This window comes from Kingella bonacorsii (assembly GCF_016623605.1).
Taxonomy (GTDB): domain Bacteria; phylum Pseudomonadota; class Gammaproteobacteria; order Burkholderiales; family Neisseriaceae; genus Kingella_B; species Kingella_B oralis.
Window position 1 is genome coordinate 626,157 of the sequence record NZ_JAEHNZ010000001.1, and the last position, 20,727, is coordinate 646,883.

Here is a 20,727-nt window from a genome sequence, read left to right on the forward strand (position 1 = left end):
AGTATGGAAAACAGTTATTCGGTTTCCGAACTTTTAGAAATGAGTTTGGAAGAATTACCTACTACGGCTCGTGGTATTCAGCAAAAAGCGAAACGTGAAGGCTGGGCATTCACCGAAGCCCCCGCCAAAGGCGGACGCGGTGGTGTTAAGAAAATCTACGCCCTCCCGCCTGCCCTGCTTGCCCAACTCCGCCAACGCGAAACTGCCCGCCTGCTCACGCAAACCCAGCCCGAGCTATTACCTGCGCTATCGGAAACCGTTTCAGGCAGCCTGAAAACCCACGATACAGACGATTTAGCCAGCAGCACGCAAGCACAACGCAACCAAGCAGGCGCACGGCTGGGGGTGTTGCATAAGGTGGAAGCGTTGATGTCCGAAACGCACGTGAGCAAGGAAGCGGCGATTACCACGCTGCTGACGATGGCGCAGCACCCCAGCGGCGCAGCTATCGCGCAAATGTTGCGTCTAGCCAACGATAAGCGCGGCGGCGGGGCGAGCATTCCCAGTAGCCGCACGATTAAACGCTGGTTTGCCCAGCGCGATGAAAACCGCCTGATGGCGAAAGTGAAGCAGCCCAATATGCGGCAGCCTGAATGGGCAGGCTGTTTTTTGGCGTATTACCGCCAGCCGCAAAAACCCAGCGTTCAGGCTGCCTATAACCGCTTTGCGGCGGATTGGCAGGCGCGGCAGCCTTTGGCGAAGCTGCCGAGCATTCATCAGGTGCGGCGGTTTTTGAGCGACAAGCTGGGCAATGTGTGCCGCGAAGACGGGCGTTTGGGCAAGCGCGAGCTTAAAACCTTGCAAGGTTATACCGAGCGCGAGTTTATTCACCTTGACCCTGCGGAGATTTACAGCGCGGACGGGCATACCTTTGATGCGGAAGTGTTGCACCCCGATAGCGGCAAGCCGTTTCGCCCTGAAATCACAACCGTTATTGATATTGCCACGCGCAAGATTGTGGGGTGGAGCATTGATTTGGCGGAAAGCCAGCTGGCGGTGCTGGATGCGGTGAGCAATGCCTGCACGCTGTGCGGCATCCCTGCGGTTTTGTATGCCGACAACGGCAAGGGCTATAAAAACGCGATGATGGGCGATGCGGCAACGGGCTTGATGGGGCGTATCGGCACCACGCTGGTGCATTCTGCGCCGTATAGCTCGCAGGCGCGCGGGGTGATTGAGCGGCTGCACCGCACGGTGTGGGTGGAAGGGGCGAAGATGCTGCAAAGCTATATCGGCAAGGATATGGATGCCGAAGCGGGCGGCAGGGTGCACAAAGCCAGCCGTGCGCTGGCGAAGCGGAACATCAGCTTAAAAGGCGTGCCCGCGCTGGTGAATATTGCCAGCCTGTCTGCCAATATGCTGCCCGATTGGCAGGAATTCCGCCGCTTTTGCCAAGACAGGGTAAATGAATACAACAACCGCCCACACCGCAGCCTGCCCAAAGTGCTGGATACCGGCGGCAAGAAGCGGAACATGACACCGAACGAGCTGTGGGCATTGAAGCTGGCGCAGGGGGCGAAGGTGGAACGGGTGGACGATGCCGAGCGGCATTATCTGTTTTTGCCGCGCAAACTGTGCACCGTTCAGCGTGAGCGGGTGCGGTTGCACGGCAGCTATTACGCGCATCGGGATTTGGCGGAATACCACGGCGAGCGGCTGCACGTTGCCTACCGCACGGATAACGGCGAGCACGTTTGGCTGTTTGACGACAACGGGCGGTATATCTGCCGCGCCGACTGGCAGGCACACAACGCGGATTACTTCCCCAAATCCATGCTGGATAAGGCGAAGGATAAGCGGGTGGATACGCAGATTAAACGCTTGGCGGACAAGCAGGCGATTGTGGAGGCGGCGCGACCTGCACCGGTGTTGGAACACGCCAGCAGCGTGGATTTGGGGGGCTTGCGGCTGGATGGGGCGCAGCTAAAAGCGCAAGGGGAGGCGGCAATGGCGGCGATGGTGCGGGTATCGGATGGGGCGGCTGGCGATGGCAAGGTGTTGAAGCTGGGGCGGCAGCCTGAAAAGGTGGCAGCAACAGCGGAGGCGGAGGATTGGCAAGTGCCGACGCTACCGAATGCGCAGTATGCGGCGTATAACCGACTGAAAGCCTTGCCGTATGAGGCTTTGAGCGCGGCGCAGCAAGGTTTTTTGGCATGGTGTGAAAGCCCGAAAGGGCAGTTGGTGATGCGCGAATGCGCGGAGCTGGAACAGATGCTGAAATTTGGTTGAGGTTTTTGATGAAACAAACAGGAGTGTAAACGCTATGAAAATAGCCAATATCAATAATTTATCTTTGGTGGCCGTGGCGATGGCGCGGCTGGTGAATCGGCAGGATGGTTTACCCGGCTTGGGCGTGTTGTATGGTCCATCGGGCTTTGGCAAAACCACGGCAACGGTGGCGATTGCCAACAAAACGCAAGCCTATTATGTGCAACTGCGCAGCGCGTGGAGCAAAAAAACGCTGCTGGAAAAGCTGTGTTTTGAAATGGGCATGGCTGCACCCAAAACCGCTGCCGCGTGTTTGGATGCGATTTGCGAGCAACTTGCTGCCACGCAGCGCCCGCTGATTTTGGACGAGGCGGATTATCTGGTGGGCAAAAACGGCATGGTGGAGCTGGTGCGCGATGTGTATGAAGGCAGCCAGTCGCCGATATTGCTGGTGGGCGAGGAGCAGATGCCCAATAAGCTCAAACGCTTTGAGCGCTTCCACGGGCGGGTGTTGAGCTGGATTCCCGCGCAGCCGGTGAGCTTGGAGGATGCGCGGCTGCTGGCGGAGGCTTATGCGCCGAATGTGCGGCTGGGCGATGATGTGCTGCGGCATTTGGTGGAGCTGGCACACGGCAGCGTGCGGCGGGTTACGGTGAATTTGGTAAACCTTGCCGAGGCGGCGGCGATGAATAACCTTGATGCGGTGGAGCTGGGCAGCCTGAAAAGCCTAGGCGGTTTTGAGTTTTACAAGGGCGAAAGCCCCAAGCGTAACATTAGGATATGAACCGCAGAGCTGATCTGATTAACTGTACAGCCATTAAGTTGGCAGAAATCTACAGGTCATATTTTCATGTTTTTTTTTTTTGCTTTTTGAATTGTATTTTTGGTGGTGTCCTAAAAAGTATGCTGACATAAAACGTCAAGCCAATAACGACATTTCTATCGTACAAAATTTCCTGTTAAAACAGCGGAATTTGGCTAATTTAAATTACTAAAAAAACAAGCAGCATACTTTTTAGGACACCACCGTATTTTTAAGCCTTACAAGTTCTTATCTTTAAAACCACATTAAACGTTTTTTTAAATCATCTTAACTGCCCATTTAAACCCAATTATTTAAAACGCCCAACTCACATTAAACCCATACACTTTGTTAGCAGTGGCAAAGTATTTGGGCTTGTGAATGGGTTTGGCAGCAAACACATCGTAGCTGAATCCTTTTTGAAACTGTCCCCGTACGCCAACAGCAGCACCCATTAGGTTCTTGCCTACAAGGTATTGCGCAGATGCACCTGCAACGTGCCCCGCATCGAGGGTAGCATAAATTTGATGTCCTGCGCGGTATTGCCATGCCATCTCGTTGCGCCAATACCAACCACGTTCGGCAGATAGGCTCATTTCACCATCAAAACCGCGTACGATGTAGCGTCCGCCAATGGCGGGACGGTCTAATGGGGGTAAGGGGGCTTATGCTTTTCGGATACAGACTAAACTGGTAGGTTTTTCAGCTAGGTAAGGTACGGTAAAGACTACATGGTTCTTGATAAGCAGTAAAATCTGCCAAACTATTATGCAATCAAAAAACGGAAGCTGGATAGTCCGAAAAAGTGTAAACAACGCCCCCTTTCTCAACACCAAGATGATTTTAACGTTGATGTCGTGCAGGTTTTGCGAGGTCATAGCTTTGACCGAGCCGTATGTGCCCACGGGCATGAACACGGGGGTTTCTATTTTGCCGTGGTTGAGTTCTACCGTGGCGCGGCGGGCATAGCCGTCTTTTTTGTGGAGGGTGAAGTTGAGCATGGGTGTTTCTCTATTAAATCAGAAAAGGTCTAGCAATAAATTACCTAACTTTTTCTTTATCTTTTGAAAATTTATTTGAAGTGTAAATGTAAATTTTTTAGCAATCCAAAATATTAGAACCTGTATTGACATAGGCTATGCTGTGTTAATACAGGTTCTTAATATTTCAACAATTAAATCATTATGACACGGCTGGTGCAGTCAAAACAGGCAAGTTCATAACTGTATTGTCTGATACAGAAGCAGAAGTAGCCTCATTCTGCACGCCAAACGAAGCCATAGATTGCACAAGGTTGTTGCTTGCCTTGGCAAAATAAGCATCTATATCAGCGCGGTTTACCGTACCATCGCTAAATACAAACGATTCAACACCATAACTAGTACCATAAAAATAGTTTTGCACTTTCACTCTATTACCATCTGCCGCAGTTAGAAGCAAATCACTACCTGATTTTTGAGCAGAAATATCAGCAGCATTAATGCCATTGAATTGCAAAACATTCTTATCGCCACTGCCGTAATCATAAACCGTATCTTGACCAAAACCTTGGTTGAATACATAGGTATCGCTACCATCACCGCCTACAAGATAATCATTGCCAGCGCCACCGATAAGCGTATCGTTGCCGGCACCGCCGTAAAGATCATCATTTCCGGCACCGCCATCTAAAACATCATCGGCACCATAAGTTACGATTGTATCGTTACCAGCCGCACCATAAATTTCATTGCGACCAGACCAGCCATAGATGGATTCACTGGTATCGTTACCTTGTAGCACAAGTCCATTTTTCATCAAATCGGCGGTAGTTACGGTTTTATCAGCAAATTGGAATACGCTGTCATTCCAACTACTACTGCTCATATAATCCAGCAAACGGACAGAATCATCACCGTTGTAACCAAATAAAACAAGATCGGTACCTTCCTTACGGAATTTCACATCGGCAAAATTCACATCGGTAAATTGCACGGTAGATTGTTTTGACGAATCATAAACCTTATCGCTGCCATGACCTTTGGCAAACACATAGGTATCGGCATCATCGTCACCGGAAAGATAATCATTGCCAGCGCCGCCGATAAGCGTATCGTTGCCGGCACCGCCGTAAAGATCATCATTGCCAGCGCCACCGATAAGCGTATCGTTGCCAGCACCGCCGTCAAGCTTATCATCGCCAGCACCGCCATCTAAAACATCATCGGCACCATAAGTTACGATTGTATCGTTACCAGCCGCACCATAAATTTCATTGCGACCAGACCAGCCAGAGATGGATTCATTGGTATCGTTACCTTGTAGCACAAGTCCATTTTTCATCAAATCGGCGGTAGTTACGGTTTTATCAGCAAATTGGAATACGCTGTCATTCCAACTACTACTGCTCATATAATCCAGCAAACGGACAGAATCATCACCGTTGTAACCAAATAAAACAAGATTGCTACCTTCCCTACGGAATTTCACATCGGCAAAATTCACATCGGTAAATTGCACGGTAGATTGTTTTGACGAATCATAAACCTTATCGCTGCCATGACCTTTGGCAAACACATAGGTATCGGCATCATCGTCACCGGAAAGATAATCATTGCCAGCGCCGCCGATAAGCGTATCGTTGCCGGCACCGCCGTAAAGATCATCATTTCCGGCACCGCCATCTAAAACATCATCACTATCATAGGTTACGATTTTATCGTTACCAGCTGCGCCATAAATTTCATTACGGTAAGACCAGCCATAGATGGACTCATTGCTATCGTTACCTTGTAGCACAAGTCCATTTTTCATCAAATCGGCGGTAGTTACGGTTTTATCAGCAAATTGGAATACGCTGTCATTCCAACTACTACTGCTCATATAATCCAGCAAACGGACAGAATCATCACCGTTGTAACCAAATAAAACAAGATTGCTACCTTCCCTACGGAATTTCACATCGGCAAAATTCACATCGGTAAATTGCACGGTAGATTGTTTTGACGAATCATAAACCTTATCGCTGCCATGACCTTTGGCAAACACATAGGTATCGGCATCATCGCCACCGAAAAGAAAAACATGGCCAGCGCCGCCGATAAGCGTATCGTTGCCGGCACCGCCGTAAAGATCATCATTGCCAGCGCCACCGATAAGCGTATCGTTGCCAGCACCGCCGTCAAGCTTATCATCGCCAGCACCGCCATCTAAAACATCATCGGCACCATAAGTTACGATTGTATCGTTACCAGCCGCACCATAAATTTCATTGCGACCAGACCAGCCAGAGATGGATTCATTGGTATCGTTACCTTGTAGCACAAGTCCATTTTTCATCAAATCGGCGGTAGTTACGGTTTTATCAGCAAATTGGAATACGCTGTCATTCCAACTACTACTGCTCATATAATCCAGCAAACGGACAGAATCATCACCGTTGTAACCAAATAAAACAAGATCGGTACCTTCCTTACGGAATTTCACATCGGCAAAATTCACATCGGTAAATTGCACGGTAGATTGTTTTGACGAATCATAAACCTTATCGCTGCCATGACCTTTGGCAAACACATAGGTATCGGCATCATCGTCACCGGAAAGATAATCATTGCCAGCGCCGCCGATAGGCGTATCGTTGCCGGCACCGCCGTAAAGATCATCATTGCCAGCGCCACCGATAAGCGTATCGTTGCCAGCACCGCCGTCAAGCTTATCATCGCCAGCACCGCCATCTAAAACATCATCGGCACCATAAGTTACGATTGTATCGTTACCAGCCGCACCATAAATTTCATTGCGACCAGACCAGCCAGAGATGGATTCATTGGTATCGTTACCTTGTAGCACAAGTCCATTTTTCATCAAATCGGCGGTAGTTACGGTTTTATCAGCAAATTGGAATACGCTGTCATTCCAACTACTACTGCTCATATAATCCAGCAAACGGACAGAATCATCACCGTTGTAACCAAATAAAACAAGATTGCTACCTTCCCTACGGAATTTCACATCGGCAAAATTCACATCGGTAAATTGCACGGTAGATTGTTTTGACGAATCATAAACCTTATCGCTGCCATGACCTTTGGCAAACACATAGGTATCGGCATCATCGTCACCGGAAAGATAATCATTGCCAGCGCCGCCGATAAGCGTATCGTTGCCGGCACCGCCGTAAAGATCATCATTTCCGGCACCGCCATCTAAAACATCATCACTATCATAGGTTACGATTTTATCGTTACCAGCTGCGCCATAAATTTCATTACGGTAAGACCAGCCATAGATGGACTCATTGCTATCGTTACCTTGTAGCACAAGTCCATTTTTCATCAAATCGGCGGTAGTTACGGTTTTATCAGCAAATTGGAATACGCTGTCATTCCAACTACTACTGTTCATATAATCCAGCAAACGGACAGAATCATCACCGTTGTAACCAAATAAAACAAGATTGCTACCTTCCCTACGGAATTTCACATCGGCAAAATTCACATCGGTAAATTGCACGGTAGATTGTTTTGACGAATCATAAACCTTATCGCTGCCATGACCTTTGGCAAACACATAGGTATCGGCATCATCGTCACCGGAAAGATAATCATTGCCAGCGCCGCCGATAAGCGTATCGTTGCCGGCACCGCCGTAAAGATCATCATTGCCCATGCCCCCAATTAACGTATCGTTGCCAGCACCAGCAGACAAACGGACATCTTTTTTACTCGTCCATTCCAAATCCTGTAACACATCATCTTTATCTGTGCCTTTGGTTGCATTTAATAATGTAATCGCATTATTGCCTAATGCTGCCACATAGCTATCCAATGCACCATTTTTTTGTGCTTCTTGGATGTATTGCGCTAGCAATAGACGACCTTCAGCCCAATCGTTAAGCTTGCCATAGGCTAATAATTCGCCTAAATCTACAAATGCTTTTTGTGGGTTGCTTTCATGCACTTGATTAAATGCAGCGATTACTGCTGTAAAATCTAATACAAATTGCTCATTTTCAATTTTGAAGCCAATTTGATTTATATAAGGCAACAAACGTGTTTGCAACAGCAGACTTTGATAGATATTGGTGGCAAGGCTGTTGTAGGTATCGTTGGTTACTTTTACGATATTGAGCGCATCTTCTTCGCTCATATAATACAGCGTGCTGGAATCTTGCCCTGAGAACGCATCCAAAATAGCAATGCGATCGCGTGCTGCATCAATCGCAGCTTTAGCTTCATCAGAAAGAAAAATCATTTCATTTCCTTTGAGTTTGCTGGCTTGACCAGGTGTTAATGCAACACCTTCATTAGCAGTTCGCACCCAGCTGGACGACAATGTAATCGGTTTTTTACCCCATTTGCTATCTGTTTCCGCCCATTCATGCACCAAAGCATCCAGCAATGCCAATTGCGCTTCTTTGGTTTCTGCTGCGGAATACGCTTTCAACACGTTTGCTAAATCGCCAGACAATGCTGCCGCTTCGCGTAAATCGCGCAAACGACCGATACCGCTTAAATTTGCTGCCCGTGCTTGCTCGGCAGTTAATTCAACTTTATCGGTAAAGCGGCTGTGCAAAGCATCGTGCGCCAAGAGCAAATCGCCCATATCGGCGGTTGTGCCATCGGTTTTGGTGTAGCTGCCTGTTTGGGCTAGTGTGTTGCCATTGCCTAGGTTTTTATTACTGTCTTTATATGCGGTGTTAAGCGATTGAATGCCCAAATCTTGCAAGGTTAGCAATTCGTTGCTTTGGCTTTCGCCGTCTTGATTGAGATCGCGCCATACGCGCAAATCGGCAAATGCTGCATCGGAAGCATCAATTTTGCCATCGCCGTTATCATCTAAATCTGCCAAAGCGGCATAGCCATGCGCGGCGGTGTTGCCATTTTTCAACAGCGTATTATCGCCAAACAATTCGCCGCCGTTGTCAATTTTGCCATTACCGTTTAAATCGCGCACAAGCAAACCATCATCGGCAGCAACCCAACCCGTAGCGGTGCGGATGCCATCGCGGTTATGGTCAAATAAGCTGCCTGCAAAGCCTTTGGTGGCGATGGTTTCTATGCCGTCTCCGTCCAAATCTAGGGTTAGTGGGTCGTATTGGTAATATTTGCCATCGTGATTTAGGTTGTCATAATCATTGAATAATTTATCAAAAAGCCAATCGCTTATACCAAACTCTTCGTTAAGAGCTGTTCCAATGTTATAACCTAAATACGCTGCTGCAATTACACCATTCAATCGAGTTGCGCTTACACCTGCTCTTATCCAACCAGTTGTTTCGCTTGCTTCTTTTGTTAATGTCGCAGCAGCACCTATCATTGCCGAAATATGTGGATGATTCTTTTCTAAGAATTGTAGAAATGAAGGATTGTTTGTATTGTTATCTTTGCTCATGATATTTATACCTATAAATAAAGTTGAAAATTATGTCTTAAGATTTGAATAGCTTACAGTATAAGAAGTTAATCCATTATTTTCCGCTATCACCTCCATCATTCCTTGTTTTTTGACTGGGAAAATAATGTAATATCATTGTGATTACCCATCCTGCTAATAATGAAATAAACAAATCCGAATCGATCGTTCTTACCAAATCTATGAAATAAAATACAGTTACACTGTAAATTATAGTACACATGATTATGTCTATAAACTTGTGCATTTTTAAATCCTCAAAACTAACAAATATTACTTAAAAAACCTATTTAGCCTATTTTATATTCAGCTTGGTAGTGTCCTAAAAAGTATGCTACCCGAAAAAATCAAGCGGCATCAAAGCAAAGAATTGTATGATTAAGGTGTGAACATATCCATACCACTCTATTGTCCTAGATGCCGCAGCGCAAGCATAAAGAAAAACGGCGTGAAAAGCTACTGCAAACAAAACTATTTGTGCAAAAACTGCGGCAGACAGTTTATTAGCGACCATAATTTGACTTATCAAGGCTGCCATTCCGAAGCTGACAATAAGATTAAACGGTGGTGTCCTAAAAAGTATGCTGACATAAAACGTCAAGCCAATAACGACATTTCTATCGTACAAAATTTCCTGTTAAAACAGCGGAATTTGGCTAATTTAAATTACTAAAAAAAACAAGCAGCATACTTTTTAGGACACCACCGATTAAACTAATGATTGCTCGCCGCTGCGGCATTCGCGATATTTGTGCCATAACAGGTTACAGCAAAGGTAAAGTCCAACGCACTATTGCACACAGCAACTATATTCATAGTCCCAAAAAGCAACACTATTCTGAACTAGAAATTGATGAATTTCATACATTTATCGGAAATAAGAAAAACAAAGTTTGGCTACAATATGCTTACGAACGAGAGAGTGGAGAAATAGTCTCTTTCGTATGGGGTGGGGTAAACGAGATTTGCACACTGCTTTGTCTCTCAAAGCAGAATTGAAACGTTTGAATATTACCTACGAGCGCATTGTTAGCGACCACTGGGAAAGCTTTGCTAAGGCATTTGCCGATTGCGAGTATATAAAAGGTAAAGCGTTTACGGTAGGTATTGAAGGAAATAATTGTCGGTTAAGACATCGTTGCGCTCGTGCCATACGGCGGTCGTGTTGTTTTTCAAAGAGCGAGTTTTACCATTTCAAGGTTTTTGATTTAGTGTTTCATTATGTAAATAATGGTTATGTGTGATGATTAAAAAAATAGGTAGTATACTTTTTAGGACACTACCGATTTTCTTAATTCAAAAAAGCATAAAATCATTTTTTGCTTTTGTCAAATGTGTTTACTGGATGCTTTTATGATTGGGATTGAGAATGGTGTCATCGATTCTGCTAAACGAACGATCGTGTTTTATCAGTTTTCAAGCCGTCAATATTATGAATTTGGTAAAGGTTTGTTTGGTTTTCAGGCTGCCTTTGAGCTTTAGTGATAGGCAGCCTGAAAACGAAATTTGCACTCACTCTGCGCCTTTGTTAAAATTTCAGCCAGATTTGTTAATTTGTGTTTACATCTAACCGCAATGGCTCAAACTACGCCTAACCCTAAACCTGCTTTATCTGCCCTTATTATCCTTGCCCATTTTCATGGCATTGCGGCTAATCCTGCCGATATTATGCATCGCTTTTCAGGCAGCCCAAATGGCGATTTAAGCGAAACTGAATGGTTGTTGGCTGCTAAACAGCTTGAATTGAAAGCTAAAATTGTGCGCCAGCCTTTGGCGCGTTTGCATATGGCTTCGCTGCCTGCTTTGGTGTGGTGCGATGATGGGCAGCATTTTATTTTGGCGAAAGTGGAGCATAGCGGTGCGGATGGTGGCAAATATCTGATTCAGGATTTGAATACTCAGCAAGCAATTATATTAAATAGCGCAGAATTTGCGCATCGTTATTCGGGCAAGCTGATATTGGTTGCTTCGCGTGCTTCTATATTGGGCTCGTTAGCCAAGTTTGATTTCACTTGGTTTATTCCTGCGGTTATTAAATATCGCCGCATTTTTTTGGAAGTTTTGCTGGTTTCTGTGGTATTGCAGCTTTTTGCGCTGATTACGCCGCTGTTTTTTCAAGTGGTGATGGACAAGGTGTTGGTACATCGTGGTTTTTCTACTTTGGATGTGGTTGCGGTTGCTTTGTTGGTGGTTAGCCTGTTTGAGATTGTGTTAGGTGGTTTGCGAACTTATATTTTTGCGCATACTACTTCGCGCATTGATGTGGAATTGGGTGCGCGGTTATTTCGCCATTTGTTGGCATTGCCGTTGGCGTATTTTGAAACGCGCCGTGTGGGCGATACGGTGGCGCGGGTGCGTGAGTTGGAGCAGATTCGCAATTTTTTAACGGGGCAGGCGTTGACTTCGGTGTTGGATTTGGCATTTTCGTTTATTTTTTTGGCGGTAATGTGGTATTACAGTTCTAGCTTGACTTTGGTGGTTTTGGCATCTTTGCCTGCCTATGCTTTTTGGTCGGCATTTATTAGCCCAATTTTGCGAACGCGCTTGAATGATAAATTTGCACGCAATGCGGATAATCAGTCGTTTTTGGTGGAAAGTATTACTGCTGTTGGTACAGTAAAAGCGATGGCGGTTGAGCCGCAGATGACGCGCAAGTGGGATAACCAGTTGGCGGCTTATGTGGCTTCTGGTTTTAAGGTAACCAAGTTGGCGGTGATTGGGCAGCAGGGTGTTCAGCTTATACAGAAATTGGTTACCGTGGCGACTTTGTGGATAGGCGCAAGATTGGTGATAGAGGGCAAGCTCACGGTGGGACAGCTTATTGCGTTTAATATGCTTTCGGGGCAGGTGGCTGCGCCCGTGATTCGGCTGGCGCAGCTTTGGCAGGATTTTCAGCAGGTGGGCATTTCTGTTGCTCGCTTGGGCGATATTTTAAATGCGCCTACGGAAAGCACGTCTTCCCGCTTGGTATTGCCTGATATTCGCGGCGATATTGTGTTTGAACACGTTGATTTCCGTTATAAAGCCGATGGGCGGCTGATTTTGCAGGATTTGAATTTGGCGATACGCTCGGGCGAGGTGTTGGGCATTGTGGGGCGGTCTGGCTCGGGTAAATCTACGCTGACCAAGCTGGTGCAGCGGCTTTATACGCCTGAAAATGGTCGTGTGTTGGTGGATGGCAATGATTTGGCGTTGGCAGACCCAGCTTGGCTGCGCCGCCAAGTGGGCGTGGTGTTGCAGGAGAATGTATTGCTGAACCGTAGCATCCGCGACAATATTGCGCTAACCGATACGGGCTTGCCGTTGGAACGGATTATTCAGGCTGCCCAATTGGCTGGGGCACATGAATTTATTATGGAGTTGCCCGAAGGTTACGATACCGTTGTTGGCGAACAGGGCAGCGGTTTATCGGGCGGACAGCGGCAACGCATCGCTATTGCCCGTGCGTTGATTACCAATCCGCGCATTTTGATTTTTGATGAAGCCACCAGCGCGCTGGATTATGAAAGCGAACGCGCCATTATGCAAAATATGCAGGCTATTTGCGCCAACCGGACGGTGCTGATTATCGCCCACCGTCTGTCCACCGTTAAAACGGCACACCGGATTATTGCCATGGACAAAGGCAGGATTGTGGAAGCGGGAACGCAGCAGGAATTGCTGGCGAAGCCGAACGGATATTACCGCTATCTGTATGATTTGCAGAACGGGTAGAAGGCGGGGGATGGGAGTGCAGGCTGCTTTTTCGTAATGTTCTGCGTTTTCAGACCGTCGTTTACTGAGTTTGCCGGCTGAAACGAAACCAAAGTGCAGGCCGCCTGAAAGACTTTTTCTGTCTTTTCAGGCAGCCTGCACTTCTTTTTCGGTAGTGTCCTAAAAAGTATGCTACCCGAAAAAATCAAGCGGCATCAAAGCAAAGAATTGTATGATTAAGGTGTGAACATATCCATACCACTCTATTGTCCTAGATGCCGCAGCGCAAGCATAAAGAAAAACGGCGTGAAAAGCTACTACAAACAAAACTATCTGTGCAAAAACTGCGGCAGACAGTTTATTAGCGACCATAATTTGACTTATCAAGGCTGCCATTCTGAAGCTGACAATAAGATTAAACTAATGATTGCTCGCCGCTGTGGCATTCGCGATATTGTGCCATAACAGGTTACAGCAAAGGTAAAGTCCAACGCACTATTGCACGCAGCAACTATATTCATAGTTCCAAAAAGCAACACTATTCTGAATTAGAAATTGATGAATTTCATACATTTATCGGAAATAAGAAAAACAAAGTTTGGCTACAATATGCTTACGAACGAGAGAGTGGAGAAATAGTCTCTTTCGTATGGGGTAAACGAGATTTGCACACTGCTTTGTCTCTCAAAGCAGAATTGAAACGTTTGAATATTACCTGCGAGCGCATTGTTAGCGACCACTGGGAAAGCTTTGCTAAGGCATTTGCCGATTGCGAGCATATAAACGAGCATATAAAAGGTAAAGCGTTTACGGTAGGTATTGAAGGAAATAATTATCGGTTAAGACATCGTTGCGCTCGTGCCATACGGCGGTCGTGTTGTTTTTCAAAGAGCGAGTTTTACCATTTCAAGGTTTTTGATTTAGTGTTTCATTATGTAAATAATGGTTATGTGTGATGATTAAAAAATAGGCAGCATACTTTTTAGGACACCACCGATTTTCTTTTTAATAACAGGCATCAAAGTATCAGACTTGGCATTATCTACGACCACGGTATAGACCCGTCCGTTGCGTTTCAGAATGCCAAAGACAACCACTTTTCCTGCTGCACTGCGACCGCGTCTGCCTTTACGCCGTCCGCCGAAATAGCTTTCGTCCAACTCGACAGGGCCCTCAAAAACCTCATAGGCAACCAAGACCAGATAATGGCTGATAACCATACGAATTTTGCGGTAGAACAGAATAGCGGAGTTGAGCTGAATGCCCAAAATATCGGCAGCGGAACGGGCGGTAACTTGGAGTACAAAAAATTCAAGTAGTTTCTTTTGAACTCTCTTGCTTAATTTACAATTGGTTATCTTCATTTTCGTAGCCTGGCATAACTGCTAATCTACGTCAGCCCCTTAAAAAATACAGTGGGATGATTACAAAATATAGTCGATTAAAATAAAAATGAGACAAGGCGGCGAGCCGCAAGGCGTACAGGTAGTACGTCAAGGCGAGCCAACGCCGTATCATTGCAATTTTAATCGACTATAGATAAAACTTCCTTCCTTTTCGAAACGTTTTTAGCGAGGTAGGGCGAGTCACTTGCTGTTTACGTGCTGCATATCCGAGGATAGCGTGAAACCACGCTGGTTATTAGCCTTTCTGTGAAATAGCCCTTACTGAATTGCCCGAATAAAAACAGCAGCCAAGATTATTTTTGGCTGCTGTTTTTTTAATATAGGTGGTTTATCCTGCCTTATTTATATCGGCTTTATACCGACGACGTTGCCAGCAACGGTTGCACAGGTTGCACGGCAGTATCGGTTAAACCCGCTCCCGCACTGCTGCCGTTTCCGAATACTGCCATCGTCTGAATCAGATTGTTAGCAGCATTGGCATAATGGGCGATGTCCGGTTTGTCAATGGTTTTATCGGCAAACTGGAATGTGATATTTCTATATTCCGTACCTGCGAAATAATTATTCACTTGAATGGAATCACTGCCGTTGTAGCCGAACAGAACCAAGTTGTATCCCTCTTGGCGGAACTTCACTTCTCCCGCTTTGACATCGTCGAAGCGGAAAGTCTGTTTGCCCTGATAATCCGTCACAGAATCTGAACCGTGGCCTTTGGCAAACACATAGGTATCGTCCCCATTACCGCCGTAGAGTTTGTCGTTGCCCGTACCGCCGATGAGGGTATCGTTGCCGGCATAAGCGGTTAACGTATCGTTGCCTGCACCACCGTCCAAGATATCGCTCTGATTGTCTCCGTTCAGGGTATCGTTGCCACCATGGCCGTACAGCTCGTTTCTGCCCGACCAACCGTTAATGGTTTCATTGGCTTCAGTGCCCTGTAAGGCCAAACCGTTCTGCATCAGATTGTCCAACGTAACGGTTTTATCGGCAAACTGGAATGTGATATTTCTATATTCCGTACCTGCGAAATAATTATTCACTTGAACGGAATCACTGCCGTTGTAGCCGAACAGAACCAAGTTGTATCCCTCTTGGCGGAACTTCACTTCTCCCGCTTTGACATCGTCGAAGCGGAAAGTCTGTTTGCCCTGATAATCCGTCACAGAATCTGAACCGTGGCCTTTGGCAAACACATAGGTATCGTCCCCATTACCGCCGTAGAGTTTGTCGTTGCCCGCACCGCCGATGAGGGTATCGTTGCCGGCATAAGCGGTTAACGTATCGTTGCCTGCACCACCGTCCAAGATATCGCTCTGATTGTCTCCGTTCAGGGTATCGTTGCCACCATGGCCGTACAGCTCGTTTCTGCCCGACCAACCGTTAATGGTTTCATTGGCTTCAGTGCCCTGTAAGGCCAAACCGTTCTGCATCAGATTGTCCAACGTAACGGTTTTATCGGCAAACTGGAATGTGATATTTCTATATTCCGTACCTGCGAAATAATTATTCACTTGAACGGAATCACTGCCGTTGTAGCCGAACAGAACCAAGTTGTATCCCTCTTGGCGGAACTTCACTTCTCCCGCTTTGACATCGTCGAAGCGGAAAGTCTGTTTGCCCTGATAATCCGTCACAGAATCTGAACCGTGGCCTTTGGCAAACACATAGGTATCGTCCCCATTACCGCCGTAGAGTTTGTCGTTGCCCGTACCGCCGATTAGGGTATCGTTACCGTTTTCGCCGTATACCCAATCGTTGCCGCCGCGCGCTTTGATCAGGCTGCCTGAAAGGGCGGCATGGAGGGTTTCGTTGCCGCTGCCGCCCTCGATAATGGTTTGGGTGGTCGGTACTGGCTGAACGGGTACTGGCTGAGCAGGTTGCGGTTGAACAGGTTGCGGTTGAACAGGTTGTGGCTGAACAGGTTGTGGCTGAACAGGTTGTGGCTGAACAGGTTGTGGCTGAACAGGTTGCGGTTGAACAGGTTGTGGCTGAACAGGTTGTGGCTGAACAGGTTGTGGCTGAACAGGTTGTGGCTGAACAGGTTGTGGCTGAACAGGTTGTGGCTGAACAGGTTGTGGCTGAACAGGTTGTGGCTGAACAGGTTGTGGCTGAACAGGTTGTGGTTGAACAGGTTGTGGCTGAACAGGTTGTGGCATCGGCACAGGCCCAGATTTAGGTTTGTCTGTCTGTGCTGTGAAGCCGGGCAAAGTAATGCCCAAATGGCCGTTTTGGAAACCGGTAACGGCAGCAACGGCAATGCCGTCTTTGTTTTGCACCAGCAAATCACTGCCGTTCCGTTCCAGGAAAATATCCTTCCCTTTGGCCGACCATTTGCCGGTTTTTTGGTCAAACTGCCAGTTCAGGTTGCCCAAATCAGTGTCCTGAACCAATATCCTGCCCTTTCCATCCGCATCGCGGATGATGTTGTGTGTTTTTTTCTCAGTAGGAGTTGCGGCGGTTTGAGCAAACTCTTTGTGGGTGATGACATAGGTATCGAAACCCTTGCCGCCGTCCAGCGTATTGTTGCCGGTGCCGCCTGCCAAAGTGTCATCACCTAAACCGCCGTACAGCGTATCGTTGCCTTCGCCGCCGTCCAAATAGTCGTTGCCGGCAACGGACAAATCGCGGTTGTCATCACCCCACAAAATATCGTCACCTTTCTCGCCAAACAGGAAATCGTCGCCCGTCTGCCCGATCACCAGGTCGTTGCCCGCACCGCCGTAAAGATAATCCGCCGCGCCGTTTTCCGCCAAAGCGGTATTTTTGCGGATTAGGGCATCATCCAGCCGGTAATCCCCCTTCTGACGGTCGATTGCCAATTTCCAACGGTGCATATCGGCATGCGGGAAGCGCGAACGCTCCTGCCATTTGTCGGTTTCGTATCCGCCGCCGGTGACTTCGTGTTCCAAACCAATGCCGCCGCCGTCAATCTTCACCGTTTCGTTTCCTCCACCCGGACCCGTCAGGAAGGCTTCAGAGGAAGAGATTGACCCCACATAACGCCATTTGCTGTCGAACTGCACGTCGCCGTCGCCCAACAACACATCGTCGCCCGCACCGCCGTAAAGCTTGTCGCTGTCTGCGCCGCCTTGCAGGAAATCGCTGCCGCGGCTGCCGTAAAGCAGGTCGTCGCCCGAATGTCCCAAGGCCCAGTCGCCTTTTTCTCCGCTGGCTTCTTCGCTCAAATGCTCGTTGATGTCGCCGGTGTAGATAATGTCCTTGCCACCCATGCCGTCAATCAAATCGGAATCCGCATTGCCCACCAGCATATCGATGCCGGCATCTGCATCGCGCACACCATAATTGGCACCCAGCAGCATATCCCTGCCCTCTCCGCCCAAAAGCACGTTGCCGCCGCTTTTCAGACCGTAAACCACATCGTCGCCGCCCGCCGCATCGACCATAACCGATTTCGCCGAGAAAGGCATCACGATGTCTACGCCGTCATTGCCTTGAATCATGACGTTTTCGGCCGGATTGGCGCGGATTTGGAAATTGTTCAGTTTGACGGGTTTTGAAGCGAACTTCTCAACCGAGCGGTAAACCTGAGCCGCGCCTGCCGGTTTGTCTATCAGTTGGATGCCCAAACCGGACCACAGCGAGCCGCCGGAATCTTTGGTGTGGGCGGCGAGGGTGAAGTAATCCTTAACGGTAACGGAATCAGAACCGCGCCGGATAATCAGATCGTTGTCTTTTTGTTCTGCGGAGAAAGGATAATATTCGCCTTTGGGATTCGGCGCTTCCCATTTGTTGGCATCGTTTTTTGATTTAGTGAAGAAAGAAGGAACGGCGTCATAGCCGAGAATGGTTTCTTCTGATGTTTCGGTAGCGGGAACCTTATTCGGGAAAAGGATTCTGCCGCGCATATCGCTGTCGGATACGGTGTCGTTATCTTGGATATGGTAGGTATCGTAGTCTTGGCCGCCTTCCATATAGTCGCTGCCTGCGCCGCCTTTGAGCGTGTCGTTGCCTTCTGCACCGAATAAACGGTCAGATTTTCCACTTCCTTCAATTATATCGTCATTGCTGCTGCCAAATGCGATACGGTGGTCATCTGTGCTGATGCCATCACCGTCTATGGAAAATTCCAAAGGCCGGTCAGGATTGCCTGCAAACGGATGCTTCCCATAATCCAAATAATCCCAATCGCCTTGCGTGATGTCGTCAGTCAAATCGCGTCCCAATTTCAGACCGTTTTTGAGATAGCGCATTTGCAAAAGCAGCATTTCCGCACGGCTTTTAATATATTCGGCACTCATGCCGTTTGGGTTGTCCTGGCCGAGCAGATCCAATGAACCGTCTGTGTTATAGGCGGAATAATCCGCACCTTCTGCAACAAAGGGAGTCAGTTCACGCAAAGCATAGCGGTAGGCAATATCCGTTTGTGCTTTGGCAATCAGATTTTCCAAAGAAATATCGCCTATATTCAGTTTAACCGCATGCTTTTCCAATGCGGCGGGAAGGTCGGCAACATTGAAATCCTGTCCGAACGCGAGCGTGCTCATGCGGTCCAGCAAGTCCATGCGCTGGTTGTTGTCCATATCTCTGGTTAATTTAGCAAATTCTTTACCCAAATCTTCACCATAGATACCAGAAACAATGCCGACCGCAATACCGGCCACTGCAGCTACAGGAGCTGATAATCCTAGTAGGAAAACACCAAGTACACCTGTTGCGACACCGGCTGCGGTACTGGCAATTTCCGAACCCAGCTCACCTGCAACAAACTCAACCCACAATTCTTTTGCACGTTTCGTATCGCCACGTGCTTCGGCAGCTTTTGCTTCCTGCGATACAGACATTACAGCAAGAAGAGTAAAGCCCCAGCCTATCACAGGAAGTGTTTTCTTCGCCTTATTTCCTAAGTTGGAAAGCTTTCCCCAGACTGAGGAAGAAACAGGTATTCCAAAGGTTTTAGAAATGCCCTCAATAGCTTCATTTGCTCTTTCTAAATCTAATTGGCTGCTGTTATTAAGTAGTCTTTTTAAACCGCTATCATCACCTATATCCATCCATCTCTGGATAAATTTACTATTTTCTGTATCAGCCAAAGCAGTACGATAAGCAGCGCTGGAAACAATATATTCTTTTGGATTTTTGGAAGCTATAATTTCATCTAGAGAGCTACCGTCTATTTTAGTAACCTTCCTTTCCTCAAGTAGCGTCTCAATTTCCGTAGCTACTAAAACAGAATCGACCCGCGGGTTTTTGGCCATAATCCGCACCTCGCCAGTTGTTTCGTAGGGCGAACCGGCGGGAAATCTGTGCCCATAAACCTTTTTTACCGTCAAATAGATAATCGGTTTTAAGTTTTCCTAAGGGGCTATTTCTATCTAAATTTATATCATTAAACTCTTCAAAACTAACTCCAAATGACTTGGCTACTAGAGCATTAAATGCATCGGAACTTAAAATATCATTGGCCAATGTTTTATTAAGCATCCTAATATCTTTAAATTCACTTGAATGTCCAGCTATATATTCTGCTTGATTCCAAACACCAGACCATAAAACAGTTATCTTACCTTCCGAATAAACAGGCTGCTCATTTATGAATTGAGTTAATGCAGAACGCAATTCATGCCCTTCTAGACCGGCTGTACGTCTATGCAATTCATCTAATGCATTATTCATTTCTTTTTCTGTGTATGATTTCATAATTTCATCTCCGAAAAATCAATTTCAAATTTTAATCTATTTAAATGATCAGGACTCATATAAATGCCAAAACCCCTATTAATAGACATTGCTTCGGTAAATATTTCCTTAAATAGAGTTTCATTATAATCTATATTATTTAAAATATTAACTTTACCAATAATAAATTTATCAATATTAAAATGATAAACAAAATCTAATGGTCGGATAATCTCTATCTCCATGATACAGTTTTGGTAGATAAAAACATCCACCTGCCTTCTATATTCACCATATTTATCTCTTAACTCGTCTGAATACATATCCTCTCTTTCTCGGCTACGAAGAAATAAAATACTTTCCCTATCTTTATCTATTGTCCAATCTCTAGGATAATATCTCTCCAAAATTTCATATTTTGGAAAATATTTCTCGCGGTCTTCTGGAGTAATCCGTTCATTTACAAATGCCATTATTTAGCTCCTAATAAGTTTAAAACGATATAAAATAGATTTTTTAATTTAAGTTGGCTTAAAATATATTATTCCTTTCTATTATCATTTTGCAATTTGTATTATAAGATCATGT

General features: G+C 46.6%; 10 protein-coding genes and 4 pseudogenes. 7 read left to right on the forward strand and 7 right to left on the reverse strand.

Annotated features, from left to right (window positions below):
- Window positions 1-3: 3 nt before the first annotated feature.
- Window positions 4-2,229, forward strand: a complete 2,226-nt coding sequence (locus tag JDW22_RS03330) for a Mu transposase C-terminal domain-containing protein (RefSeq protein ID WP_200521702.1) — start codon at window positions 4-6, stop codon at window positions 2,227-2,229.
- A gap of 34 nt (window positions 2,230-2,263) precedes the next feature.
- Entirely contained in the window at window positions 2,264-2,992 is a 729-nt protein-coding gene (locus tag JDW22_RS03335) for an AAA family ATPase (RefSeq protein WP_200521703.1), read from the forward strand.
- 332 nt (window positions 2,993-3,324) lie between these two features.
- Here JDW22_RS03335 and JDW22_RS03340 read toward each other — a convergent pair.
- From JDW22_RS03340 to JDW22_RS13565, 3 genes and pseudogenes are all read right to left on the reverse strand, one after another.
- Window positions 3,325-3,660 (reverse strand): annotated as a pseudogene (locus tag JDW22_RS03340) (ShlB/FhaC/HecB family hemolysin secretion/activation protein); the annotation flags it as partial.
- A gap of 183 nt (window positions 3,661-3,843) precedes the next feature.
- Window positions 3,844-4,011 (reverse strand): annotated as a pseudogene (locus JDW22_RS03345) (tRNA-guanine transglycosylase); the annotation flags it as partial.
- 181 nt (window positions 4,012-4,192) lie between these two features.
- Window positions 4,193-9,382, reverse strand: coding sequence for a calcium-binding protein (locus JDW22_RS13565; RefSeq protein WP_235964696.1), 5,190 nt, complete (start codon window positions 9,380-9,382; stop codon window positions 4,193-4,195).
- Between the two features lie 406 nt (window positions 9,383-9,788).
- Here JDW22_RS13565 and JDW22_RS14065 point away from each other — a divergent pair.
- From JDW22_RS14065 to JDW22_RS03395, 5 genes and pseudogenes are all read left to right on the forward strand, one after another.
- Window positions 9,789-9,965: pseudogene (locus JDW22_RS14065) on the forward strand (IS1/IS1595 family N-terminal zinc-binding domain-containing protein); the annotation flags it as partial.
- Window positions 9,966-10,120: 155 nt separating this feature from the next.
- Entirely contained in the window at window positions 10,121-10,402 is a 282-nt protein-coding gene (locus JDW22_RS03380; protein WP_200521704.1) for an IS1 family transposase, read from the forward strand.
- Window positions 10,348-10,647 (forward strand): IS1 family transposase, encoded by a 300-nt coding sequence (locus JDW22_RS14150; protein WP_200521705.1) that lies wholly within the window; start codon window positions 10,348-10,350, stop codon window positions 10,645-10,647. Before JDW22_RS03380 ends, JDW22_RS14150 begins: the two co-directional genes overlap by 55 nt.
- Window positions 10,648-10,978: 331 nt before the next feature.
- Complete coding sequence (locus JDW22_RS03390; RefSeq protein WP_200521706.1) at window positions 10,979-13,117, forward strand: type I secretion system permease/ATPase; 2,139 nt, start codon at window positions 10,979-10,981, stop codon at window positions 13,115-13,117.
- Between the two features lie 222 nt (window positions 13,118-13,339).
- Window positions 13,340-14,052, forward strand: a protein-coding gene (locus tag JDW22_RS03395; RefSeq protein ID WP_456237522.1) for an IS1 family transposase whose coding sequence is annotated in 2 segments (ribosomal slippage) — window positions 13,340-13,556 and window positions 13,556-14,052 — 714 coding nt in all. Because the reading frame shifts where the segments join, the coding sequence is not laid out codon by codon here.
- 39 nt (window positions 14,053-14,091) lie between these two features.
- On the opposite strand, the pseudogene JDW22_RS03400 reads toward JDW22_RS03395, so the two are convergent.
- The 4 genes and pseudogenes from JDW22_RS03400 to JDW22_RS03415 form a co-directional block, all read right to left on the reverse strand.
- Window positions 14,092-14,460: pseudogene (locus JDW22_RS03400) on the reverse strand (transposase); the annotation flags it as partial.
- 395 nt (window positions 14,461-14,855) lie between these two features.
- Window positions 14,856-19,718, reverse strand: coding sequence for a calcium-binding protein (locus JDW22_RS13855; RefSeq protein WP_200521707.1), 4,863 nt, complete (start codon window positions 19,716-19,718; stop codon window positions 14,856-14,858).
- Complete coding sequence (locus tag JDW22_RS03410; RefSeq protein WP_200521708.1) at window positions 19,669-20,160, reverse strand: hypothetical protein; 492 nt, start codon at window positions 20,158-20,160, stop codon at window positions 19,669-19,671. Before JDW22_RS03410 ends, JDW22_RS13855 begins: the two co-directional genes overlap by 50 nt.
- Window positions 20,157-20,612 carry a hypothetical protein gene (locus JDW22_RS03415; RefSeq protein WP_200521709.1) on the reverse strand — a complete coding sequence of 152 codons (456 nt, stop codon included), beginning with the start codon at window positions 20,610-20,612 and terminating at the stop codon, window positions 20,157-20,159. Before JDW22_RS03415 ends, JDW22_RS03410 begins: the two co-directional genes overlap by 4 nt.
- Window positions 20,613-20,727 lie beyond the last annotated feature (115 nt).